Genomic DNA, 23,241 nt, shown 5'->3' with positions numbered 1-23,241 from the left:
AAGTGCTTTTCGAATCAGTAACGAATACCCACTTTCTTGCAAATGAAGTGCAATAACCATATCGGACCTATTAACAAGAACTTAACATCATCCAGGAATGATGGTTTTTTGCCCTCAATTTTATGTCCAATGAATTGACCAATCCAGGCCGCAACAAATATTGTTGCATAAATGACATAGGCCGTTCCACTACCTAAGCCTACCGCCTGCTCAATTTTTACGATAATGTAACTCATTAAACCTACTACCCAGATCATTAAGAAAAACAATACTGGAGAAAGTGTAAAGTAATAATACAAACTAAAGGCCAATAGAAAAGATGCCCAGTTAAAGAAACCGTTGTAGCTACCTAAAAAACCGATATGCGGAAAAGGGATCTGCCAGATCAAACCCAGCAAACTGAATACAATTAACGGAACACAGATCCAGTGTACCAGCTTGTTTGTTGGATTTTGATGGCTTTCGGCATACTTATCAAAAAGTACATCTACTGGTCGTTGGGGTTCAGTTGTTAGGATTTGCTTGCTCATTATGTAAAAATAAAAAAAAGCGATGGAATATCCATCGCTTAATATTTTGTTTAATCCTTCGCTGAGGTTTGTGTCTCACAAACCTTTTATACATTTCGTTTCGTGAGGACACGAACCGAGGCTAGCGTAATCGTCATGCTGACCTGTAGCGCAGCGGAAAGGTAAGCAGTAAATTCATTTCAGCACCTTTTCTGCTACTAAGATCCTGAAACAAGTTCAGGATGACGATTCAATTTATTTTGCAAATGCTACAGAACGGGTTTCTCTAATTACGGTAACCTTAATCTGTCCGGGATAAGTCATTTCAGTTTGAATACGAGTCGAAATATCGGCAGCTAAAAGTTCTGCCTGTGCATCAGTAATGCGCTCACTTTCTACAATTACACGTAATTCTCTACCAGCCTGAATTGCAAACGTTTTTTCAACACCAGGATAAGATAAAGCCAATTCTTCCAAATCTTTAAGGCGTTTAATATAACTTTCTACAACCTCACGACGTGCACCCGGGCGTGCGCCAGAGATCGCATCACAAGCCTGAATAATAGGAGAAATCATTGAAGTCATCTCGATTTCATCGTGGTGGGCGCCAATAGCATTACAAATTTCAGGATGCTCTTTATATTTTTCGGCCAATTGCATACCTAAAATTGCGTGTGGCAATTCAGGATTATCATCAGGCACTTTACCTATATCGTGCAATAAACCAGCACGTTTAGCCATTTTAGCATTTAAGCCAAGCTCTGCAGCCATGGTAGCACAGAAATTAGCTACTTCACGAGAGTGATGTAAAAGGTTTTGCCCGTAAGATGAACGGTAACGCATACGGCCAACCATACGGATTAACTCAGGGTGTAAGCCATGAATGCCCAAATCGATCACTGTACGCTCACCAATTTCTACAATCTCATCTTCGATCTGTTTTTTGGTTTTCGCTACAATTTCTTCAATACGTGCCGGGTGGATACGACCATCTGTTACCAAACGGTGTAAAGCCAAACGGGCTATTTCTCTTCTTACCGGATCGAAACCTGATAAAATAATTGCCTCTGGTGTATCATCAACAATAATCTCAATACCTGTAGCAGCTTCTAAAGCTCGGATATTTCTACCCTCTCTACCAATAACGCGACCTTTAATCTCGTCACTTTCGATATGGAAAATAGATACAGAATTTTCAATTGCAGCTTCGGTAGCAGTACGCTGAATGGTTTGGATTACTACTTTTTTTGCTTCTTTACTTGCAGTAAGTTTGGCCTCGTCAACAATGTCCTTAATCTGGATCATGGCCTGCGTACGGGCAACTTCTTTTAAGTTTTCTACCAATTGATTTTTAGCTTCTTCGGCAGATAAACCTGCAATGGTTTCCAACTGCGTTAGGTGCTGGTTTTTTAACACCTCAACCTCTTCTTGTTTCTTAATGGTAAGTTCGGTCTGCTTTTCTAAAATGCCTTTTTGCTTATCGAGATCTTGTTCTTTTTTATTAAAATTCTCCATACGCTGATTTACCGATTGCTCTTTCTGCTTCATGGTATTTTCGCGTTGGTTAATGTTATTGTTTTTCGCATTTACTTCTTGCTCATGCTCTGCTTTCATCTGCAAAAACTTCTCTTTTGCTTCTAAAAGTTTATTCTTTTTTAAGATTTCTGCATTGTTCTCTGCATCTTTTAAAATCTTTTTCACTTTGCTCTGTGCGGCAACTTCCTGCTGTTTAAGCAAGTTACGCAGGAGGAATCTTCCTACCACTACTCCGATAGCTATACCCGCTATTACGGCAAATACGTATCCTAATATTTCAACTATTTCCATTTTGTTTTTTAAGTAAAAAAAAACCGCAACTAATTTTTAAAGTCTCATACATTTTAAACCTCAACTAAGCATAATTAGGGTTTAAGCCATTTTCAGGTGCCATAGCAGATGAAATACGCCCTCTTAACCCTATAGATATTGAAGTGTTAAGTTTTATAAAATTTGAAACTCAAAAACTAGCTGCGGCTATATTTTTGTGCTAATATATTTAAAGCCACCGTCATCCTGAATTTATTTCAGGATCTTTATAAATAGGCTCTGAAACAAGTTCAGAGTGACGCACGCTTTGAAAGAACGAACCTTATTTTGAAAAGAAATTATTGAGTAAAATATCCAATTCTTCAACTTTATCAGCCACAGCAGTATCTTGGTTTTGTACTTTGTTTTCTGTTCTTAATACAGCCGTTGCATAGTGCAACACAGCCATAGAAAGAAGATCCTGCTTATCCCTAACCGCATAATTATCCTGATAATCTTTTATGCGCTCGTTGATCATTTTTGCTGCCCGTCTCACAATTTCTTCCTCTTCCATATTCACCTTTAACGGATAAATACGGTCGGAAATGGTTATTTTAATCGAGATTTCTCCCATTTGTTTAGCTTAGTTTCTGATTTTTTTGCATCATTATTTTTTTAATAATGCAATACTCTTATCAATCTCCCGCACAAAATCGTTAATTTTTTGTTTAATGTCAAGCGATTTTTCGCTTGTTCCCTCTATACTTTTAGCCAATTTTGTAACCCTTAGTTTTTCATCAAGTTCTACATTTTTGCCTTTCGATGTATCGAGTGCTACTTTTAACGATTGATTTTCAAGCTTTAATAAATCATTTTCTTCCTGTAGCGCATTACATAGCTCCAATACCTGAGCCGTTTTTTGTAATACTTTATCTAATTGATCTGCAACAGAAGTCATGAATTTATTTCTAAAAATACGAATTTATATTTTATTTCCTAATTTCTGCACCAGCTTGTGCCGTTAAATTCGCGATTAGTTTCTGCATCGTATTTTCGATCTGCTTATCAGTTAAGGTTTGTTCCTCATCCTGCAAAATGAAATTCAAAGCATACGATTTTTTACCTTCAGGTAATTTATCGCCAACATACACATCGAATACACCAACTTCTTTGATCAGCTTTTTATCGGTTTTGAAAGCAATACCCTTTAAAGTATCAAAAGTTACGGACTGATTGATCAATAAAGATAAATCTCTGCGCACTTGTGGATACTTAGAAACTTCTTTGTTAACGATTTTATTTTTCTTCACAATATCCAACAAGGCTGCCCAATCAAAATCGGCATAAAAAACGTTTGCATTAACATCGGCTACTTTACGATCGGCTTTTGAAACAGCACCGAAACTTACCAGGGTTTTATCTCCACGGAAATATTTAATTCCGTAAGCAAAGTTTTCATCATTCAAAGTATCGGTTTGATAGCTTGCAATACCCAAACGGCTTATTATAGCATCAACTGCCGACTTTAGGTTATAAAAGGTAGCTGATTTAGCATTATGATTCCATTGCTCGCTCTGTATAGCACCCGAGATCAACAATAATAACCTTGAACGCTCTACATATTGCTCATTAATTAAATGATAGGTTTTACCGAATTCGTAAAACTTAACATCAGCATTTTTACGGTTCTGGTTGTAGGCTACGCTCTCTAATGCCGGCATCAATAAATTTTGACGCATTACATTTAAATCGCTGCTTAACGGATTTAAAATAAATACGGCTTCGTCTAAATTTTTCGAATAGGCCGATTTAGTTAACGAGTTGCACATAATTTCTGCGTACCCATTAGCGGTAAGCATATCTGCAATTACGTTGTGCGTATTTTCTTTTTCAGGTTTGATGCTATAAGAAAGTGATGCATTTACTTTCGATGGAATTTCAATATTGTTATAACCATAAATACGCAATACCTCTTCTGTAATATCGCATTCGCGGGTAACATCAACTTTAAACGATGGTACTCTTAAAGCCAAAGTATCATCAGAGGTATTGGTTGCTGATATACCTAATGCAGTAATAATGTGTTTAATTTCTGCTGATGGAATATTTGCACCTATTAATTTATTGATGTTGGTATAACTTACTTCAAACTCGAACGGTTTGATATGACTTGGATAAACATCAGAAACTGATGAAGAAATTTCTCCGCCAGCCAGTTCTTTAATTAATAATGCCGCATATTTTAAAGCCGTAACCGTAATCTCCGGATCAGTACCACGCTCGTAACGGAAAGAGGCATCGGTTTTTAAGCCATGTCTTTTTGAAGTTTTACGTACAGAAACCGAATTAAAGTAAGCACTTTCTAAGAAAATATTTTTGGTGTTGGCATCAACTCCAGAAGATTTTCCACCAAAAACACCAGCAATACACATTGGTGCATCGGCATTACAGATCATTAAATCATCTGCACTCAACTTCCGTTCAACGTCATCAAGGGTTACAAAAGGCGTTCCTTCAGCAACTTTTTTTACAATTACTTTTCCACCGGTAATTTTATCGGCATCGAAGGCGTGTAAAGGCTGACCCAAACCATGAAGTACATAATTGGTAATATCGACTACATTATTAATCGGACGTAAACCAATTACCTTTAATTTATCTTTTAACCACTCTGGCGATTCTTTTACGGTAACACCAGAAAGCGTAAGGCTACTGTAACGTGGGCAAGCTGCTAAATCTTCTACTTCTACCGGAATTACCAGATTTTCGTTATCTGCTTTAAAAGCTGAAAGATCAGGCATTTCATATTCGCTTCTGAAATAAGCAGCTAAATCTCTGGCCACACCTAAATGCGAAGCTGCATCGGCGCGGTTTGGTGTTAATCCGATTTCGAAAACAAAATCATCATCCATTTTGAAATGGTCTTTTGCACGGATCCCAATTTCGGTATCCTCTGCCAGGATCATAATCCCATCATGAGATTTGCCTAAACCAATTTCATCTTCGGCACAAATCATCCCCTGAGAAAGTTCTCCTCTTATTTTTGATTCTTTTATTTTAAAAGGCTCACCCTCTAAAGGATATACTGTTGTACCCACTGTAGCCACCACCACTTTTTGACCAGCGCCTACATTAGGAGCACCGCAAACAATCTGAAGGTTTTCTTTACCGCCAACATTTACAGTAGTAATGCGCAAACGATCGGCATTGGGATGCTGAACACAGGTTAATACTTCGCCAATAACCAAACCCTCTAAACCGCCCACAACAGGCTGAACTTTTTCTACACTTTCTACTTCTAAACCAATATTGGTAAGAATCAAAGAAAGCTCTTGAGGTGTTTTATCGATCTTTACGAATTGTTTTAACCAGTTATATGATATTTTCATTTAGTTAATATTGTTTTAATTGCAATGAAGCTATTGTGATTTTGTTTTCCCTGTATTGTATTGGCAAAATCACCATGGTTTCATCTATTGAGATTTGAAATTCTAGACATGAGATTTGAGACATACGAGTGCTAAAACCTTAGTTCAAGAATTATAAAACGCAAAGATATTATTTAAAGGCCAAAGGAGAAAGTTAAATTATTGAGATTTGAGATTCTAGACATGAGATTTGAGACTCACGGGTGCTAAAACCTTAGTCCAAGAACACAATAAAAATGACTAGTGGCCAATATTTAGATTAGATAGAATTACTGCACATGCTCCTGCTCCGATTACTACCATAATAACAGCCGCAATAACTAGTTTAAGGCCGGGTTTAACGGGTTGATCTCTCGCTGCTTTTACGATGATCTGAATGATGCCAATTACAAACAACAGCACGGCAATTACCCAATATACTATAAAAATTTCCATAGCATTTACCTCGATTGTTAACTGTTGAAGAGCAATACTGCACAGGCTCCAAAACCGATTATCACCATAATTACTGAAATAATAAGCAATTTTAGCCCAGGTTTTACGGGTTCGTTCCTTGATGATTTAATAATAATCTGAATAATCCCAACAACAAAGAGCACAACTGCAGTAAGGCAATAAACAATGAATAATCCGAATAAACCTTCCATGTTAGTTCATATTTAATTTTTCTCTGATCAGATCTATTTTGTTGTCGCGGTAAAAAATATTCATGGTTTCGAAGGGTACCATTTTGTATTTATCGCTCACAATGTGCACACAAGATTTTTTAACTGCACGTACGTCAAAATCCAGGGGATCCATAAAATTCATGATAATGATTCGAAATAAATTATCATAGCTCAAATTATCAGATTTAACCCTTGGCAGGCAACACATCAATTCGCCAAAGGTATCTTCGGCACAATCTACCGAAACACCAGTGCTAAACAAGTTGAGCATATGTTCTTTCAATTTTTCATCGTGTTCAAAAACAATGGTATTTTTTGAATTGTTAAGTAAATCTTCGGGATTGATCAAATGTGTCATTGGGATCACCTCATCGCCAATTTTTAATGCATAAGCCATACACAGTGCGTCGGGGTTACACGGCACAGGGATTAAATCTTGTGGGGTAAAAACAGGGTATTGTTCATAAATTTTTCTGCGCACCTCGGTTAGGGTTATTCTTCCCTGCTGATCATTATAATCATCATTTCTTCCGGCAACCTGAGTAGGCTGGAAAGTAACACCTCGAACACATTTCTGCTTAAGCGCATAATCTAAAATATCGCCAATTTCATGATCATTAAGGCCATTTTGCAAAGTAACGACCAGGGTTGTAGATACATTAAACTGGTTAAGATGGTCGATGGCCTTTCTCCTCACTTCGGTGAGGTCTTCGCCCCTTAGCTTGGTTAATACTTCGGGGCTGAAGCTATCAAACTGCAGGTAGATTTCAAAATCTGGCATATAACTCGCTAATTTCTCTACAAAGCCAATATCTTTTGCAATCCTGATACCATTCGTATTCACCATTAAATGTTTAATAGGCTTTGTTTTGGCAAGGTCTAAAATCTTAAAAAAATCGGGATGTACAGTTGGTTCTCCACCCGAGAGTTGAACCACATCAGGTTCGCCCTCGTTTGCCACTACAACATCCATCATCCGCTCTATTTCTGCCAAAGTTCTATGCCTGCCATAACTTGGCGACGACATGGCATAACATGTTGGACAGGCAAGGTTGCAACGATCAGTAACCTCTATTACGGTTAAACACGAATGCTGTTCATGATCAGTACACAAACCACAATCGTAAGGGCAACCGTAATGCACTTTGGTATTAAATTTAAGTGGCATTTCCGATTGTTTATTGTAATTCCGGATCTGTTTGTAATATTCTATATCATCAGCAATCATTACTTTGCTATCGCCATGTGTTCTGCAATTTTTCAGCATAAATACCTTAGCATCCTGAAAAACAATTTTCGCATCGCAAAGCTGTAAACATTCCGGGCAAAGACTTTTGGTATAATCGTAGTATATATAATCTCTGGTATTGGCCATAATGTTTACTGTTTATGTAAAATCCGTTTCGAAATTCTGATGATGAATCTATAATAATAAATAAAAATAAACAATGCAGACCAATGAATACTGCTTAAATTTAAAAATAATGAATGGTAAGGTTTTATAAATTCTATCAGAAACCGGAACAGGAAGTACAGCACCATCAATAGCTTAAACTGATCTCCGTTAATCAGCGCTTTATGTTTTAAGCGATTAAAAAGAAAAATCAAAAACATTAGAAAAATCATTTCGTAGAGCATGATGGGATGACGAAGTATGCCATCGCCCAGATCCATTCCCATAAAAAAGTGAGTAGGAACCCCATAAGTTGGTTCGTCGATCCCCATCGAAAAGCAACCAATACGACCAATAATTAGTGCAACTAAAATCGGGATAACATAAATATCTCCAGAGGCGATATTCACACCTAATATCTTTTTTATTAATTCAACACCGAACAAACCTCCAAGTAAACCGCCAACAATGGTTTTACTTTGATAAAGAAATGAAAAACTAAGATGGTGGAGTACTTCAGGCGTTTCGAGCACTGCAATTACACGCGAGCCGATTAATGCCCCGAGCATAGCGCCCAACATAATCCACAGCCTATTTTCGTCAGTTATCGGATCTACAATCCCTTTTTTATAGTAATAATATAATCTTACACCGACTATAAATGCCAGCGTTTCGAAAATATAGTGATAATGGTATTGGTTACCAAAAAGTTCGAATTGAAAGGGAAACAGTGATGTGGATTTTAACAGCATTTATTAAAACCAAAGTCTGCAAAAAACAGGTAAATGATCCGAGTAGTACCTTTTATCCTTACTATCGGTTAATACAGCAAATTTCTGCACCTTAAATCCTTTGTTTACAAAAATGTAGTCGATCCTGTTTTTCAGGTCACTGTTAAAATCAAAAGCATTAAAAGTACCCGTTGGACCATATGGTGGCTCTACAGAAACATCTTTCGCGTCGATAAGAAAAGATTTTATGGTAGCAATTGCTTCAGTTTCAGGTGTTACATTTAAATCGCCTGTAAAAACAACTGGCAAAGTAGGTGCTATCTGCTGTATTTTTTGTTTAAGCAATTTAGCTGATTCGATTCTAGCCTTCACCCCAACATGATCGTAATGGGTATTAAAAACAATAAATTCTTTTTTATTCAACTTATCGTACAATTTAACCCAGCTGCATACCCGGTTCAATGCAGCGTCCCATCCTTTTGAAGGAACATCAGGAGTTTCTGACAACCAAAACGTTCCACCATCTTTTTTGGCAAATCTGTCTTTATCAAAATAAACTGCTGAAAATTCCCCTTTTCTTTTACCATCATCACGACCAACTCCTACCACATCGAAATTAGAATTTTCGAGCAATGCATCGAATTGTTCGGGCAAAGCTTCCTGTACGCAGAGAATATCGGCATCGTGAAATTTCACCAAAGCTTTTACATTATCTTTTCGGTTTGGCCAGGCATTAACACCGTCTGACGCTACATTTAAGCGGATGTTATACGTAATGATATTAATTGGAGCAGCTTTTTTCTGGGCGAAAGCCATAATCGTTAATAAAAGAAAAACAGGGATGATTTTTAAAGTATTCATAAATATAATTACACAATTTAATTAATAATGGCCAGCCAGTAACACTTAATTTTAAACCGCTATTATACTAATTTAACGTTAATTGTAGTTTAACAATCAAATATCTTTTAAATTAAATCTTCATCCCTGTAACTGTAATAACGGTTATTGGCAAAAATAAGGTGATCGACCACATACAGACTAAGCAGATTTCCTGAAGCAACCATATTCCTGGTCAATTTATCGTCGCTTTCACTGGGCTTTAAACTTCCTGAAGGATGGTTATGCGCCAATACAATGTTTGCCGCATTGTTTTCTAAAGCTGTTTTAAAAATAATTTTCGGATCGGCTACTGTACCTGCCTGCCCTCCTTTACTGATCAAAAATTTACCTATTACCCGGTTAGACCTGTTAAGGAGTAATATCCAGAACTCTTCGTGATTTAGATTAGCGAAAGTTTGATGTAAATATTTATAAACATCGTTAGAAGTAGTAACATGAGTAATGGACTCCTCTGCAGTTTCCTTTCGCCGTAAACCAAGCTCTAAAGCGGCAATAATAGTTAATGCCTTGGCTTCTCCAATACCTCTAAACCTGGAAAGATCCAGAATAGAGGCTTGTCCAAGTTTTGTTAAATTGTTATCGTAAAAAGACAAAATCCTTTTACTTAAATCCACAGCGGTTTCATTTTTACTTCCCGAGCCAATTAAAATAGCAATCAGTTCGGCATCTGTTAAATGTCTCCGGCCATGTAATAAAAGTTTTTCACGCGGGCGATCTTCTTCCGCCCATAACTTTATACCTAATTTCTGTTCGTAATTTTCCATTTTTTTAAGACAAAAAAAAGGCATCCCAATTTTTGGTTGGGATGCCTTTACTAATATCGTAAAAAAATTGGCTTATTTTAAACCGTTAACGAATTTCGTTAATTTTGATTTGTTATTAGCCGCTTTGTTTTTGTGGATAATGTTCTTTTTAGCTAAACGATCTAACATAGAGATTACTTTAGGCAATAAATCAGATGCAGATTTTTTATCTTCTGCAGCACGTAATCTTTTAATAAAGGTACGTGTAGTTTTTGCCTGATATCTGTTACGTAAACGTTTTGTTGCGTTTGCTCTAATTCTTTTTAATGAAGATTTATGATTTGCCATTTCTATTTAGCCTTTTATTTTTCTTATTCGTTTCCTATAATTCGGGTTGCAAATATAGGATTAATGTTTTTAAAATACAAAACACTTTTAACTTTTTTTTCGTTAAAATTTAACCCTGTTTCCGAACTGCAAAAATACATTAAAAATATTCATTAATAATACTTTAACTTAATTCAATAAAAATTCTTTCCAATTAAAGAAAACAGGCTTAAAAATACTATTTTTGGACAAAACGATTTTGAGTGAAAAAACGAATAGCCATCTTTGCATCAGGTTCTGGCTCCAATGCCCAAAAGCTGATGGAGCATTTTAAACGGAGTAATGAGATAGAAATTTCTTTGGTATTGACCAATAATGCTGACGCCTATGTGCTACAAAGAGCTGATAATTTTGAAATCCCTACTCATATTTTCGACAAAAACGAGTTCTATAAAACCGACGAGGTAATTGATCTCCTCAAAAATCTTGAAATCGATTTTGTTGTTCTTGCTGGTTTTCTTTGGCTAATCCCCAAAAACCTAATCCATGCTTACCCAGGCAGAATTGTAAATATCCATCCGGCAATCCTTCCTAAATTTGGAGGTAAGGGTATGTATGGAGATCATGTACATAATGCCGTTATGGCTGCAGGCGAAACCGAAGGCGGAATAACCATTCATTATGTTAACGAAAACTACGATGAAGGCGAGTACATCTATCAAGCCAAGTACAGAATCGACAAAAGCGACAATCTGGAAATGGTAAAGTTTAAGGGACAGCAGCTCGAGCACCAGCACTACCCTCGTGTGGTAGAAACCATTGTAAAAAAGATCAGTAAATAAATTACACAGGGCAACTGGCTAATAATGCTATTTTAAATCAACTTTAGAACAGCGAACTTGGCAAACGGATATATCATATTATATATGGTGGAATAAAATTTAATATTGATCGGTAAATCTCATTAAAAAACAATCCTGTTTTACTACCTTTGCGGCTCAAAATTTTCAGTAGAATGAGTCAATCCATTAAAATCAAAAACGCTTTAATCTCAGTATATTATAAAGATGGTTTGGAGCCATTGGTAAAATTGTTGGCCGCGCAAGGGGTACAGTTATTTTCTACCGGTGGAACAGAACAATTCATCAAAGATTTAAACCTTCCGGTTACGGCGGTTGAAGATTTAACAGGTTATCCATCTATTTTAGGCGGGCGTGTTAAAACCTTACACCCAAAAGTATTTGGCGGAATTTTAAACCGTAGAGCATTAGCTGGCGACCAGGAGCAGATTGCTGAATATGAAATTCCTGAAATTGATTTGGTTATTGTTGACTTATATCCTTTTGAAGAAACCGTAAAAGCAGGCGGAACACCAGAAGAAATTATCGAGAAAATCGATATCGGAGGTATTTCATTAATCCGTGCCGCTGCAAAAAACTTCAACGATGTGGTGATTATCGCATCAAAAAACGACTACCCTACTTTAGAAGCGCAACTGGCAGAACAAAATGGCGAAACTACATTAGCACAGCGTAAATCGTTCGCCAAAACTGCTTTCCATACTTCTTCGCACTATGACACTGCAATTTTTAATTATTTCAATACAGAAGAACCTCTTGATGTTTTCAAACAAAGTGTAATAGAAGCTAAAACTTTACGTTATGGAGAAAACCCTCATCAAGGTGGTGTATTTTATGGCGATTTAAATGCCATGTTTACCAAACTGAACGGTAAAGAACTTTCTTACAACAATTTGGTTGACGTGGATGCAGCTGTTGCTTTAATCGACGAATTTGAAGATCCAACTTTTGCGATCTTAAAACATACAAATGCTTGTGGTATAGCCTCTCGCCCAACCGTTAAACAGGCATGGATTGATGCATTGGCTTGTGATCCGGTTTCTGCTTTTGGTGGTGTATTGATTACCAATGTTGCGGTAGACTTAGAAACTGCCCAAGAAATTAACAACCTGTTTTTCGAAGTTTTGATCGCTCCTTCTTACCAGGCAGAAGCAATTGAACTGTTCAGCAAAAAGAAAAATCGTGTTATTTTACAACGTAACGAGGTTGAATTGAGCAAAAAACAATTTAAAACATTATTAAACGGTGTAATTGAGCAGGATAAAGATTTAATTATAGAAGGTCCTGAGCAAATGACAACCGTTACCGATAAAGCACCAACCTCACAAGAACTAAAAGACCTCTTCTTTGCCAATAAAATTGTAAAACATACTAAATCGAATACAATTGTTCTGGTTAAGGATGATGTTTTAATTGCAAGTGGCGTTGGTCAAACTTCTCGTGTTGACGCATTAAAACAAGCGATTGAAAAAGCAGCGGCTTTCGGATTCAGTATTCAAGGTGCAGCAATGGCTTCTGATGCTTTCTTTCCTTTTCCTGATTGTGTTGAAATTGCTGCCGAAGCCGGAATTACAGCTGTTCTGCAACCAGGCGGATCGATTAAAGATGCTGATTCTGTAGCGAAAGCAAACGAAAAAGGTATTGCAATGGTAACCACTGGGGTAAGACACTTTAAACACTAGTTTTTTGAGCTGAAAGCTGAAAGACCAAAGCTTAAAGCTCGTTGCAGCAGCTTTAGTCTTTCAGCTTTCGCCTTTTAGCTTTTTTCCGAATTTTAATTGCCTCAAAAACAATTTAATAACTGAAGAAAATAAAACTTAAAACAATAAAAAAGCTATTTTTACATTAGGAATAGTATAGATTTGATAAAATAAAGAAAACATACCTTATACATGGGATTATTTAACTGGTTTACGCAAGAAGTTGCCATCGATTTAGGCACTGCGAATACCCTGATTATACATAACGACAAAGTAGTTGTAGATGAACCATCTATCGTTGCTTTCGATCGTACTACAAACAAAGTCATTGCTATAGGTCGTCAGGCAATGCAAATGGAGGGTAAAACCCACGATAATATTAAAACCGTTCGTCCATTAAAAGATGGTGTGATTGCCGATTTCAACGCTGCTGAGGCGATGATTAAAGGCATGATCCGCATGCTTAATGGCGGTAAAGGCTGGATGTTTCCTTCTTTACGTATGGTAATCTGTATTCCATCGGGTATTACTGAAGTAGAAAAACGTGCCGTACGCGACTCTGCCGAGATTGCTGGTGCAAAAGAGGTATACTTAATCCACGAACCAATGGCAGCAGCCGTAGGTATTGGGATCGATGTGGAAGAACCAATGGGTAACATGATTATCGACATAGGTGGTGGCACTACTGAAATAGCGGTTATCGCTTTATCTGGTATCGTTTGCGATCAGTCTATCCGCGTTGCCGGAGATAACTTCGACTCTGATATTGTAAATTACATCCGCCGTCAGCACAACATTATGATTGGTGACCGTACCGCTGAAAAAATTAAAATTGAAGTTGGTGCAGCTTTACCTGAATTACAGGATGCCCCTGCCGATTTCGCGGTTCAAGGTCGCGATTTAATGACAGGTGTACCAAAGCAGATCACTGTTTCTTATACCGAAATTGCACACTGTTTAGATAAGTCGATCTCTAAAATTGAAGAAGCAATTTTAAAAGCTTTAGAGATTACCCCTCCAGAACTTTCAGCAGATATTTACCAAACTGGTATTTATTTAACCGGTGGTGGTGCATTATTAAGAGGTTTAGATAAGCGTGTAGCTGCTAAAACTAAATTACCTGTTCACGTTGCAGAAGATCCACTTCGTGCAGTAGTTCGTGGAACTGGCATCGCCCTTAAAAACATTGGCGGATATAAATTCTTAATGCAATAACCTAGATTTGAGATATGAGATATGAGATTTGAGACTAATTTATCAAAACTCATATCTCATATCGCAGGTCTCATATCTCATGAGCAATGCGTAACCTTTGGATTTTCATCAGCAGATACAACGCATTTTTCTTATTTATCATTTTTTTTACCGTGGGAATCTACCTAACGGTGAAAAACAACTCCTATCAACGTAGTGTAACCCTAAACTCAAGCAATGAGGTAGTGGGTACCGCATACGAAAGGTTGAATGTTTTTAAAAGATATTTGAACCTGGGGATAGTAAATGATAGTCTTGCTGCAGAAAACGCTAAACTTAAAAGCCAATTACTGGGATTAACTACAGTAGATACCACCAAAGAAGTACAAGTTATTGATACCGTTACAAATCAACAGTATTCTTATCTGGCAGCTAAAGTGGTTAAAAACTCGATCACTTTACGCAATAACGTAATGACGATTAATAAAGGTACTGTTGATGGCATTAAAAGCGGAATGGCTGTTATAGCTCCCCAACGTGGAGTGGTTGGTTTTATCCGTGATGTTTCGGCACATTTAGCTACTATCCAATCGCTATTACATAAAGACACCAAAATCAGCGTAACTTTGAAAAAGAATCATGTTTTAGGTTCACTGGTTTGGGGTGATGGCAATTTCGATATTAAAAAAGCTTTTGTTAAAGAGGTTCCCAATCACATTAAAATGTATGTAGGTGATACGATCGTTACATCAGGATTCGCATCATTTCCTGCCGGGATTTTAGTTGGAAAAATTAGCAAGGCAAATGTGGCCACGAATGATAATTTCTTATCAGCAGAATTAAATTTATTTACAGATTTTAGCACATTGCAGTATGTATATGTGGTTAAAGATAAAAAAGCTGAAGAGCAAAAAGCTTTAGAAAGCATCGCTAAACCGAATGAATAGTAGAATCATTATTATAAATGTGATCAGGTGGTTTTTACTGCTTTTTGTGCAGATATTCTTGCTCAAGAATATGGGCTTCTATGATCTTTCTACACCATTCATTTATGTATTATTTTTACTACTGCTTCCCTTTGGCATACCCAACATCCTGTTGTATTTATTGGCTTTTGGAACAGGCTTAACACTGGATGCTTTTTACGATACCATGGGCGTACATGCTACGGCATGTGTAGTATTGGCTTTTGTAAGAATTTCTTTTATTTCAATAAGTTTAAACCGCGACGCAATTGACGACCCAGAACCATCGTTAAGTTATATGGGTTTCCAATGGTTTTCTCTTTATGCTTTTCTCTGCGTTGTTGCACACCACTTGGTGCTGTTCTTTTTAGAAACATTTAGGCTAACCGAAATTGGTTATACCTTAATGAGATGCGGCTTAAGTTGTATCTTTACACTGCTTATTATTTTATTGGTAGAGTTTATATTCTATAGAAGAACACCACGCTAATGGATCAATTATTTAACCGAAAATATATCGTTCAAGGATTATTTATTGTAATCGCCCTGATTTTATTAGGAAAGTTATTTTATATCCAGATCATTAGCGATGCGGCATTCGTTTCTGCAGAAAGTAATGTTCTACGAAAAATCTATAAATATCCTGCCCGTGGTGCCATTTTAGACCGCAACATGAAGGTTATTGTACAAAATGAACCTGTGTACGACCTCATGGTTACGCCAAATGAAGTAAAACCTTTTGATACCCTGGCGCTTGCACAGGCATTAGACATTACTTTTGAGGATGTTCGGAAAAACCTTAAAAAAGCGAGAGGAAAATCGAGCTATCAAGCTACCCCTTTCCTCAAGCAGATTTCTGTTCAAAGTTATGCCCGTTTGCAGGAAACGCTTTACCGTTTTCCAGGATTTAGAACGCAAGACAGAACCATCAGGCATTATCCAGATAGTGTTGGTGGACAGTTATTTGGCTATGTAAAAGAAGTAAGCCCTGTTGATATCGAAAAATCTGAGGGGTTTTACAAACCTGGAGATTATAAGGGTAAGAGTGGTTTAGAGTTTTCTTATGAAGAAACTTTAAGAGGCGAGAAAGGCGTAATTAATACGGTATACGATGCGCACAACACCCCGCAAGGAAGTTACGCCGATGGCAAATACGATGTAAATGCCGTTTCGGGAGAAAGATTGATCTCGGGGATTGATATGAGGATTCAAAAACTCGGTGAAGAATTGATGATGAACAAGGTTGGTGCAATTGTAGCGATTGAACCTGCTTCGGGAGAAATTCTTTCATTGATAAGTAGCCCGGGCTATGATCCAAATCTTTTGGTGGGTAGAAACCAGGGGAACAATTACATGGAATTTATTGTTGGTAATCCATATCGTCCATCTTTAGTAAGACCGATAATGGGTTACTATCCCCCAGGATCCTCGTTTAAACCGGTTGATGCCTTAATCGGACTGCAAGAAGGCGTAATCGATCCCAACACCACATTCTTTTGTCCGCACTATTATCAGGCTGGAAATAGAAAAATTAAATGCGAGCACTTTGATGGTTCAATTTCGCTGAGAAGAGGCATTGCCCGTTCCTGTAATACTTACTTTTGTTATGTTTTTCAGAAGTTAATTACCAAAAACGGGATGAAAAACCAAAGACAGACGTATCAGGAATGGCGTGATAAAGTGGCCAAATTTGGTTTCGGATCAAAGCTCGATATTGATATGCCTTATGAAAGAAAGGGGTATTTTTATACCGCAGATCACTACGATAAAATTTATGGTAAAAGATGGGGATATACCAATGTAATTTCACAGGCTATTGGCCAGGGTGAGATTACTGCTACCCCATTGCAAATGGCAAATGCCATGGCCATTATTGCTAACCGTGGTTATTACCTGAAGCCGCACTTAATTAAAGGTATAGGCGATAAAAACCTGGTTAAAAAAGAATATGTGGTTAAAAATTATGTGGGCGTAGATGCCAGACATTTTGAGCCCGTAATTGATGGTATGCAGGATGCCGTAAACACCAGCTGGGGAACCGCCATACTATCACGGATTCCAGATGTAGTACTCTGCGGAAAAACAGGAACGGTACAAAACCCACACGGCAAAAACCACTCGGTATTTATAGGCTTTGCGCCAAGAGATAATCCGAAAATTGCCATCGCCGTAATTGTAGAAAATGCGGGTTATGGTAGCACCTATGCTGCCCCGATAGCCAGTTACATGATCGAGAAGTACCTGAAAGGTAGTGTTAGCGGTGCAAGGGCTGCTCAGGTAGAATGGATGAAAAACCAAAATCTTTTACCAGTTTTAAAAGACAAAACAAAGGCTGTTAAACTCACAAAGGCAGATAGCCTGTTGCTTAAAAAAGCAGATTCAACCAAACGGGTAAAAGATAGTTTGAGAATTAAATCGGCAACGATAAAACAAACGGTTACCACAAAGCCTAAAGAATTTAAATCAGTAATCATCGATAAACCTGTAATCCAGAAATAAAATGCAGCAGCAACAGGGAAACCGTTTTTTCTTTAATGTAGATTGGATTACTGTTTTAATCTATATTGCCTTATGCGCTATTGGTTTTGTCAATATTTATGCTTCAGTTCCACCGGAACAAACAACTGTGTTTGGCTTTAGCACACTTTACGGCAAACAGCTAATTTATATCATCACTGGTTTGATTTTAGGCTTATCTATCTTATTATTTGATGGAAGGCTTTTCAATGTATTCTCACCCTTTATTTATGGTGGTACATTATTGTTGCTAATGGCCGTACTGGTAATCGGAAACAAAGTGGCCGGGAACCAGGCATGGATTGCAATAGGCTCTTTTAAACTTCAACCTGCCGAATTTGCCAAATTTGGTACTGCATTACTTTTAGCAAGGTATGTGGGGGCATTTAACCCCAAATTCAGAGATGTTAAATCAATCATGATTGCTGGATTAATTGTTGCCGCACCGCTATTGTTAATTATGCTTCAGCCTGATACAGGTTCGGCATTGGTGTTTCTTGCATTTATGTTCCCATTGTACCGCGAGGGCTTGTCAGGTTACTTCCTATTAATATTTCTGGGAATGATCGTGCTCTTTATTGCCGATTTCTTAGTACCAACCTATATCTTAATCATCATTATTACCACAATTGCCGGCCTTTTCATTTACAACAACAGAAGAAAACAAAAAATAATCTTCTCTACTGTTTTGGTAACGGTTTTCGCTATTGGCTATCTATTTTTAATAAAAATTGCCTACGAAAAAGTTTTAGCCCCCCATCAACGTAGCCGTATCGAATTAATGTTAGGGCTTAAAACCGATAATAAAGGTGCGGGTTATAATGTAATTCAATCGCAGATTGCCATAGGCTCAGGCCAGGGAACCGGCCGTGGTTTTTTACAGGGCACACAAACTAAATATGGTTATGTACCCGAGCAAAGTACCGACTTTATTTTCTCTACCATCGGTGAAGAATGGGGATTTATGGGCTGTTCTGTGGTGATAGGTTTATACATGTTCCTGCTACTGCGATTGGTTAATTTAGCAGAAAGGCAACGATCTACATTCTCCAGGGTGTATGGCTATAGCGTAGCCTGTATCCTCTTTTTTCACGTTTTTATTAATATCGGGATGACGATTGGTATTATTCCTGTAATTGGAATTCCCCTACCCTTAATTAGTTATGGAGGTTCGTCTTTATGGAGTTTTACAATCTTGCTGTTTATCTTTTTGAAGCTGGACTCTAACCGGATGGGATTTATTTAGTCCTAAGTCGGGAGTCTTTAGTCCTAAGTCGATATCTCAAAAGAGATGCGTCATTCTGTCCCGAAGGTTCGGGATCAGAATCTTTTTGATCAATTTAAGAAAGCCTTACCAGCATTACAAATGCCAACCTCCTGCATCCTCGTTATTCCAAAGGAATCACTTTGTGACAAACGAGGACGATCTTGGCCTCATGTTTGCTTTTATCGCATACCTGCTGCAGGGCAGGGGATTAAGTGGGCAGTTCTGTGCTACTGTTTTGCGTTAATAAACCCAACTTAACGGAAATCCTTTTTGGAAAAATCGCATTTTCTATTAACGGTAATTTTACAAAAAGATTGAAGTGGTGGTGGGACTACAGCATCAATGAAATACTGAACAATCGTTTCCTAATCATTTACAAAATTGGAATCGTTTCTCTATAATCAGGGTTCTTTAGTCCAGAGTCGATTTCAAAGCGTAACGTCATTCCCAACTTGATTGGGAATCGTAATGCAATAAGTTTTAAGATTAGCTTCGCTGAGCACTTCGTGGTTCCCGTCTGCACGGGAATGACGACTGACCCATAGAAAATTTGCAAATGCTAATTTTTGTCCATTCTCGGTATTAAATAATAAGCATAGATACTGAAACCAGTTCGGTATGATGATGCGCGGTGTAACGCCAGTCGCAAGTGGCCTTACGCTTTCCGCTCTACTTACTAAACCTACGGTTCAGCAACTCGTAAAACTGATCAACAGTAGCCTGTTTATTTGCCCAGTTATTTTTCGCCGCATAATTATGCTGAAGATAGCTATCTGCAGCTTCGAAGCTGTTCATTTTGTTGATGATATCAATAACTTCCGAATAGGCCAGGTTATAACCATTAAAAAGATCTTTAATAAAAAATAACTTTTCATTTAAACTAATCGCCTGTTTTAAATCGGCGATAGGTGCTTTAACAGGCTCGTCGTTCTTGCCATTTGTTTTGGCAAGCAAATCGTTTAAACTTGGTGCAGCTCTACTTGCTTCGGGCTGTGGAGCTGGTTTTACCGGAACAGCTTCAGGCGTAAATAAAGGGCGCTCCTGCTCAACAGGCGGCGAAATAATAGGATCATCCAGTTTCACATCCTTCAGTGCCTCAATAGGCTGAAAAGTAGGCGCTGGTATTGGTTCTTCCAGTTTCACTGCCACAACAGGCTCTTCTTTCTCCATTATTTGAGTATCTTCCTCGTGCGGAATTAAAAAAGGTTCAGGACCAATTTCATCTTCTTCAGTGGGTAAAGGCTCTTCCTGAACAGATAAAGCATCTTCCTTTTCGTGAATTATCTTTTTACGCGCTAAGATTTCTGCTTCTTCGTTGCTTAAAGGGCGATCGAAAATTTCTTCAACAGATCCGATAGCTATCGGATTTGCTTCATAATCGAACTGATCATTTTCATCGTGTGTACCCAGTACGAATTCAAAAGTATGGTCATCCTGGTCGGGCTTAAAGAAGTCTTTATTCAAAAGCGACGTGGCTTTTTCTTCTTCAATAAGTTCATCATCCAATACTTCCTGCTCAGACTTTACATCTATGCGTTCTTCCTCTTCCTGGGCAGTAGCCACTTCTTCCAGTTCCTCAGGTTCAAAACTTTCCTCCTCTTCCGCATAGCTTTTTTCAGCCTCAGGTAGGATAATAGTGTTTTGTTCTGCCAACAAAGCATGATTTCCTGGTTCGGCAGTCTTATCTTCAACTATGGTATTTAATTTTTTGACGATATTAACATGATCGGAAAGGAAATGGGCATTGGCCAGAAAAAGCTCAAGTTCCAAATCGTTTAATTGCTGAGGATTTTGAGCTAAAAACTGATATTGCTCATTTAATTCTGTTAAAATGCTGCCGATCTTTCTGAAAATATCTTGTTGGTTCATCATAAAATTAAAACGAATTTTTAGTCGATTTATGTTGGTAACTATGTGTTCAAAAATAACACATAATTCTCATATTTGTTCGGTTTAAAAATTATAGAACGGACATAGGGGCATAAAAAAACAGGCATGTTATTTAGCGAACAAAATTTTAGAAGAAGGGGCGAATTTTCAGGAAGTATAGAAGTGGTGTGTGGCTCTATGTTTTCTGGTAAAACGGAAGAGCTGATTAGAAGGCTAAAAAGAGCGCAAATTGCTAAATTGAATGTCGAAATTTTTAAACCCCGTACCGATACCCGATACCACGAAACCGCTGTGGTTTCGCACGATTTAAACTCGATAAACTCTACCCCTGTTGACAGCGCTTCGGCCATTTTATTGCTTGGTACCAATACACAGGTGGTTGGTATAGATGAAGCGCAGTTTTTTGATGATGAACTTCCTGATGTTTGCAATAAACTTGCCCTTAAAGGCATACGCGTTATTGTTGCGGGTTTGGATATGGATTTTACGGGTAAACCCTTTGGCCCTATGCCTGCATTAATGGCTATTGCCGAACATGTTACCAAAGTAAATGCTGTTTGTGTTTGCTGTGGAAACCCTGCCCTGTACAGTTACCGAACCGTTGCTGATGAAGCGACCGTACTACTGGGCGAAAAGGAAAGTTATGAGCCACGTTGCAGGGCTTGTTATAATCTGGGCAAAGGATAATACCAATCTTGATTAATCTGTATCTTTAAAAGGATTTAATTACGAGTATGGACAAGCAATTTAAAATCAATGCTTTTAGAACCGGCTTAGCTCAATTTATCACTTTCGAAGAAAGTGAATGGGAAATCTTCAGTCAATACCTGAGTTTTTCTACCTTAAAGAAAAAGGATCATTTTGTAGTTGAAGGGAAAGTATGCGATTGTATTGGCTTTATTATCCAGGGTGCAGTAACGCATTATCATGTTAAAGACGGACAAGAAATTACTGGTTATTTTTGTTTTGAAAACGAGCTGGTAAGTGCCTATAAAAGCTTTTTAAGAAGAATACCCAGTACAAATTTTATTCAGGCCTTAGAGGAAACCGAACTTGTTCTCATTGCTTACGCCGATCTTCAGAAAATGTTAAACCATCCCATGCTGGCGCTGAAAATGGAGCGGTTTGGCCGGCTGGTGGCAGAATATTACATCTGTTGTTATGAAGACCGGGTTACTGCCTTTGTTACCCAAAGCCCTGAAGAGCGTTACACCACGCTTGAAAAAACTGCAAAAGATATTTTTCAACGTGTTCCACAACACTTTATTGCCAATTTTTTAGGCATTACACCAGTTTCACTCTCCCGCATCCGAAAACGCACACTCATTTTAAAGGATTAAATTTAATCCTTATCTTTTGTTAACGTTTCCATGGTTCCATACCGCATAACTTTGAACTAATCAAAAAACGAAGATATGCACACTATACTTGGCGCCGGCGGACCAACAGCAAACGCACTGACCAGAGAATTAACCAATGCTAACAAAACCATTAGATTGGTTAGCCGAAAACCGATTTCTATAAACAACCCAAATGTAAGCTGGATTAAGGCCGATTTATTAAATGAAGCTGAGCTCTATGTTGCAGCCGAAGGTTCGAAAGTAATATACCTTTGCGCTGGCTTGGTTTACGACGCCGAAATATGGCAGCAACAGTGGCCCGTTATTATTCAAAATGTAATTAACTTAACTAAACGGACTGGCGCTAGGCTGATATTTTTCGATAATGTTTATATGTATGGTTTGGTAAATGGTCCAATGACAGAAGATACACCTTACCATCCATGCAGCTTAAAAGGAGAAGTAAGGGCAAAAGTAGCCGAACAATTAATGAACGAGGGCAAAGCTGGCAACATAAATGTAACCATTGCCCGTGCTGCAGATTTTTACGGAGCAGATTCGATGAACAGCTTCTTCGATATGATGGTACTGGATAAATTCGCGAAGAAAAATAAAGCTCAATGGATAGGGAACCCAAATACACTACACAGCTTCACTTATATTGAAGATGCCGGGAAAGCTTTATTTCTGTTAGGGCAAACACACGATTCTGGTAACCAGATATGGCACCTGCCAACTGCAGCACCTTTAAAAGGTAAGGCTTTTATAGAAATGGCAGCAAAGATTTATGAAACCAAACCTCAATATTCTATCATTAATAAACTGATGTTACGCTTAGTAGGTTTATTTAAAAAGGTAGTTGCCGGCACTGTAGAAATGTACTACCAGTACGATCATGATTACCATTTCGATTCTACAAAATTTGAAAAGGCATTTAACTTTAAGCCTACAGCTTATTATGACGGCATTTTAAAGCTTTCGAAAACAATGTATAAAAAGCAGAATTGACAAGAATCAGTGC

General features: G+C 37.8%; 23 protein-coding genes. 10 read left to right on the top strand and 13 right to left on the bottom strand.

Annotated elements, in window-relative coordinates; translation table 11 throughout:
* Positions 1–14: 14 nt before the first annotated feature.
* From EZ456_RS02945 to rpsT, 12 genes are all read right to left on the bottom strand, one after another.
* Positions 15–530 (bottom strand): Mpo1 family 2-hydroxy fatty acid dioxygenase, encoded by a 516-nt coding sequence (locus tag EZ456_RS02945; RefSeq protein WP_131527174.1) that lies wholly within the window; start codon positions 528–530, stop codon positions 15–17.
* 234 nt (positions 531–764) lie between these two features.
* Entirely contained in the window at positions 765–2,336 is a 1,572-nt protein-coding gene (rny, locus tag EZ456_RS02940; RefSeq protein ID WP_131527171.1) for a ribonuclease Y, read from the bottom strand.
* 301 nt (positions 2,337–2,637) lie between these two features.
* Entirely contained in the window at positions 2,638–2,928 is a 291-nt protein-coding gene (locus EZ456_RS02935; protein ID WP_131527169.1) for a cell division protein ZapA, read from the bottom strand.
* A 33-nt stretch (positions 2,929–2,961) separates the two neighbouring features.
* On the bottom strand, positions 2,962–3,252 hold the full coding sequence (locus tag EZ456_RS02930) for a hypothetical protein (RefSeq protein ID WP_131527167.1): 291 nt from the start codon (positions 3,250–3,252) through the stop codon (positions 2,962–2,964).
* Between the two features lie 31 nt (positions 3,253–3,283).
* A complete protein-coding gene (pheT, locus tag EZ456_RS02925; RefSeq protein WP_131527166.1) occupies positions 3,284–5,683 on the bottom strand; it encodes a phenylalanine--tRNA ligase subunit beta in 2,400 nt (799 codons plus the stop codon).
* Positions 5,684–5,962: 279 nt separating this feature from the next.
* Positions 5,963–6,157, bottom strand: a complete 195-nt coding sequence (locus EZ456_RS02920) for a hypothetical protein (RefSeq protein ID WP_131527164.1) — start codon at positions 6,155–6,157, stop codon at positions 5,963–5,965.
* A 17-nt stretch (positions 6,158–6,174) separates the two neighbouring features.
* Entirely contained in the window at positions 6,175–6,369 is a 195-nt protein-coding gene (locus EZ456_RS02915) for a hypothetical protein (RefSeq protein ID WP_131527162.1), read from the bottom strand.
* A gap of 1 nt (position 6,370) precedes the next feature.
* On the bottom strand, positions 6,371–7,765 hold the full coding sequence (locus EZ456_RS02910; protein WP_131527160.1) for a radical SAM protein: 1,395 nt from the start codon (positions 7,763–7,765) through the stop codon (positions 6,371–6,373).
* Between the two features lie 5 nt (positions 7,766–7,770).
* Positions 7,771–8,535: a prolipoprotein diacylglyceryl transferase gene (locus EZ456_RS02905; RefSeq protein WP_131527158.1), complete on the bottom strand. Its 765-nt coding sequence runs from the start codon at positions 8,533–8,535 to the stop codon at positions 7,771–7,773.
* A gap of 3 nt (positions 8,536–8,538) precedes the next feature.
* Positions 8,539–9,375 (bottom strand): endonuclease/exonuclease/phosphatase family protein, encoded by an 837-nt coding sequence (locus EZ456_RS02900; RefSeq protein WP_131527156.1) that lies wholly within the window; start codon positions 9,373–9,375, stop codon positions 8,539–8,541.
* Positions 9,376–9,482: 107 nt separating this feature from the next.
* Positions 9,483–10,181 carry a RadC family protein gene (gene radC / locus EZ456_RS02895; RefSeq protein ID WP_131527154.1) on the bottom strand — a complete coding sequence of 233 codons (699 nt, stop codon included), beginning with the start codon at positions 10,179–10,181 and terminating at the stop codon, positions 9,483–9,485.
* Positions 10,182–10,253: 72 nt separating this feature from the next.
* Positions 10,254–10,508 carry a 30S ribosomal protein S20 gene (gene rpsT / locus EZ456_RS02890; protein ID WP_029277289.1) on the bottom strand — a complete coding sequence of 85 codons (255 nt, stop codon included), beginning with the start codon at positions 10,506–10,508 and terminating at the stop codon, positions 10,254–10,256.
* Positions 10,509–10,750: 242 nt separating this feature from the next.
* On the opposite strand from rpsT, the gene purN reads away from it, so the two are divergent.
* The 7 genes from purN (at position 10,751) to rodA (ending at position 18,969) form a co-directional block, all read left to right on the top strand.
* A complete protein-coding gene (purN, locus tag EZ456_RS02885; RefSeq protein WP_131527152.1) occupies positions 10,751–11,329 on the top strand; it encodes a phosphoribosylglycinamide formyltransferase in 579 nt (192 codons plus the stop codon).
* A gap of 173 nt (positions 11,330–11,502) precedes the next feature.
* Positions 11,503–13,029, top strand: coding sequence for a bifunctional phosphoribosylaminoimidazolecarboxamide formyltransferase/IMP cyclohydrolase (purH, locus tag EZ456_RS02880; protein ID WP_131527150.1), 1,527 nt, complete (start codon positions 11,503–11,505; stop codon positions 13,027–13,029).
* 210 nt (positions 13,030–13,239) lie between these two features.
* Positions 13,240–14,262, top strand: coding sequence for a rod shape-determining protein (locus EZ456_RS02875; RefSeq protein WP_010601761.1), 1,023 nt, complete (start codon positions 13,240–13,242; stop codon positions 14,260–14,262).
* Between the two features lie 86 nt (positions 14,263–14,348).
* A complete protein-coding gene (gene mreC, locus EZ456_RS02870) occupies positions 14,349–15,188 on the top strand; it encodes a rod shape-determining protein MreC (RefSeq protein WP_131527148.1) in 840 nt (279 codons plus the stop codon).
* Positions 15,181–15,696, top strand: coding sequence for a rod shape-determining protein MreD (locus EZ456_RS02865; RefSeq protein WP_108200842.1), 516 nt, complete (start codon positions 15,181–15,183; stop codon positions 15,694–15,696). The genes mreC and EZ456_RS02865 overlap by 8 nt, the downstream gene beginning before the upstream one ends.
* Positions 15,696–17,705, top strand: a complete 2,010-nt coding sequence (gene mrdA, locus EZ456_RS02860) for a penicillin-binding protein 2 (RefSeq protein WP_131527146.1) — start codon at positions 15,696–15,698, stop codon at positions 17,703–17,705. The genes EZ456_RS02865 and mrdA overlap by 1 nt, the downstream gene beginning before the upstream one ends.
* 1 nt (position 17,706) lies before the next feature.
* On the top strand, positions 17,707–18,969 hold the full coding sequence (gene rodA, locus EZ456_RS02855) for a rod shape-determining protein RodA (RefSeq protein WP_131527144.1): 1,263 nt from the start codon (positions 17,707–17,709) through the stop codon (positions 18,967–18,969).
* A gap of 690 nt (positions 18,970–19,659) precedes the next feature.
* Here the strand turns inward: rodA and EZ456_RS02850 are convergent.
* On the bottom strand, positions 19,660–20,862 hold the full coding sequence (locus EZ456_RS02850) for a hypothetical protein (protein WP_131527142.1): 1,203 nt from the start codon (positions 20,860–20,862) through the stop codon (positions 19,660–19,662).
* 123 nt (positions 20,863–20,985) lie between these two features.
* Between EZ456_RS02850 and EZ456_RS02845 the strand changes: the two genes are divergently transcribed.
* From EZ456_RS02845 to EZ456_RS02835, 3 genes are all read left to right on the top strand, one after another.
* The gene (locus EZ456_RS02845; RefSeq protein WP_051691820.1) at positions 20,986–21,567 is read left to right on the top strand and encodes a thymidine kinase; all 582 of its coding nucleotides are present in this window, start codon (positions 20,986–20,988) and stop codon (positions 21,565–21,567) included.
* A 47-nt stretch (positions 21,568–21,614) separates the two neighbouring features.
* Positions 21,615–22,220 (top strand): Crp/Fnr family transcriptional regulator, encoded by a 606-nt coding sequence (locus EZ456_RS02840; RefSeq protein ID WP_131527140.1) that lies wholly within the window; start codon positions 21,615–21,617, stop codon positions 22,218–22,220.
* A 75-nt stretch (positions 22,221–22,295) separates the two neighbouring features.
* Positions 22,296–23,228, top strand: a complete 933-nt coding sequence (locus EZ456_RS02835; RefSeq protein WP_131527138.1) for an NAD-dependent epimerase/dehydratase family protein — start codon at positions 22,296–22,298, stop codon at positions 23,226–23,228.
* Positions 23,229–23,241 lie beyond the last annotated feature (13 nt).

Source organism: Pedobacter psychrodurus, from assembly GCF_004331735.1.
GTDB lineage: Bacteria > Bacteroidota > Bacteroidia > Sphingobacteriales > Sphingobacteriaceae > Pedobacter > Pedobacter psychrodurus.
Note: the sequence above shows the minus strand (reverse complement) of the source record. Positions and strands in the feature narration are given on the sequence as shown.

Bases quoted from the DNA above. Each gene is read 5' to 3' on its own strand.
- EZ456_RS02915 (WP_131527162.1), bottom strand. From the start codon at position 6,369: ATGGAAGGTTTATTCGGATTATTCATTGTTTATTGCCTTACTGCAGTT.
- purH (WP_131527150.1), top strand. From the start codon at position 11,503: ATGAGTCAATCCATTAAAATCAAAAACGCTTTAATCTCAGTATATTAT.
- EZ456_RS02905 (WP_131527158.1), bottom strand. From the start codon at position 8,535: ATGCTGTTAAAATCCACATCACTGTTTCCCTTTCAATTCGAACTTTTT.
- rny (WP_131527171.1), bottom strand. From the start codon at position 2,336: ATGGAAATAGTTGAAATATTAGGATACGTATTTGCCGTAATAGCGGGT.
- EZ456_RS02845 (WP_051691820.1), top strand. From the start codon at position 20,986: ATGTTATTTAGCGAACAAAATTTTAGAAGAAGGGGCGAATTTTCAGGA.
- rodA (WP_131527144.1), top strand. From the start codon at position 17,707: ATGCAGCAGCAACAGGGAAACCGTTTTTTCTTTAATGTAGATTGGATT.
- EZ456_RS02945 (WP_131527174.1), bottom strand. From the start codon at position 530: ATGAGCAAGCAAATCCTAACAACTGAACCCCAACGACCAGTAGATGTA.
- EZ456_RS02835 (WP_131527138.1), top strand. From the start codon at position 22,296: ATGCACACTATACTTGGCGCCGGCGGACCAACAGCAAACGCACTGACC.
- pheT (WP_131527166.1), bottom strand. From the start codon at position 5,683: ATGAAAATATCATATAACTGGTTAAAACAATTCGTAAAGATCGATAAA.
- EZ456_RS02920 (WP_131527164.1), bottom strand. From the start codon at position 6,157: ATGGAAATTTTTATAGTATATTGGGTAATTGCCGTGCTGTTGTTTGTA.
- EZ456_RS02930 (WP_131527167.1), bottom strand. From the start codon at position 3,252: ATGACTTCTGTTGCAGATCAATTAGATAAAGTATTACAAAAAACGGCT.
- mrdA (WP_131527146.1), top strand. From the start codon at position 15,696: ATGGATCAATTATTTAACCGAAAATATATCGTTCAAGGATTATTTATT.
- EZ456_RS02875 (WP_010601761.1), top strand. From the start codon at position 13,240: ATGGGATTATTTAACTGGTTTACGCAAGAAGTTGCCATCGATTTAGGC.
- mreC (WP_131527148.1), top strand. From the start codon at position 14,349: ATGCGTAACCTTTGGATTTTCATCAGCAGATACAACGCATTTTTCTTA.
- rpsT (WP_029277289.1), bottom strand. From the start codon at position 10,508: ATGGCAAATCATAAATCTTCATTAAAAAGAATTAGAGCAAACGCAACA.
- EZ456_RS02900 (WP_131527156.1), bottom strand. From the start codon at position 9,375: ATGAATACTTTAAAAATCATCCCTGTTTTTCTTTTATTAACGATTATG.
- EZ456_RS02910 (WP_131527160.1), bottom strand. From the start codon at position 7,765: ATGGCCAATACCAGAGATTATATATACTACGATTATACCAAAAGTCTT.
- EZ456_RS02935 (WP_131527169.1), bottom strand. From the start codon at position 2,928: ATGGGAGAAATCTCGATTAAAATAACCATTTCCGACCGTATTTATCCG.
- EZ456_RS02840 (WP_131527140.1), top strand. From the start codon at position 21,615: ATGGACAAGCAATTTAAAATCAATGCTTTTAGAACCGGCTTAGCTCAA.
- EZ456_RS02865 (WP_108200842.1), top strand. From the start codon at position 15,181: ATGAATAGTAGAATCATTATTATAAATGTGATCAGGTGGTTTTTACTG.
- EZ456_RS02850 (WP_131527142.1), bottom strand. From the start codon at position 20,862: ATGATGAACCAACAAGATATTTTCAGAAAGATCGGCAGCATTTTAACA.
- radC (WP_131527154.1), bottom strand. From the start codon at position 10,181: ATGGAAAATTACGAACAGAAATTAGGTATAAAGTTATGGGCGGAAGAA.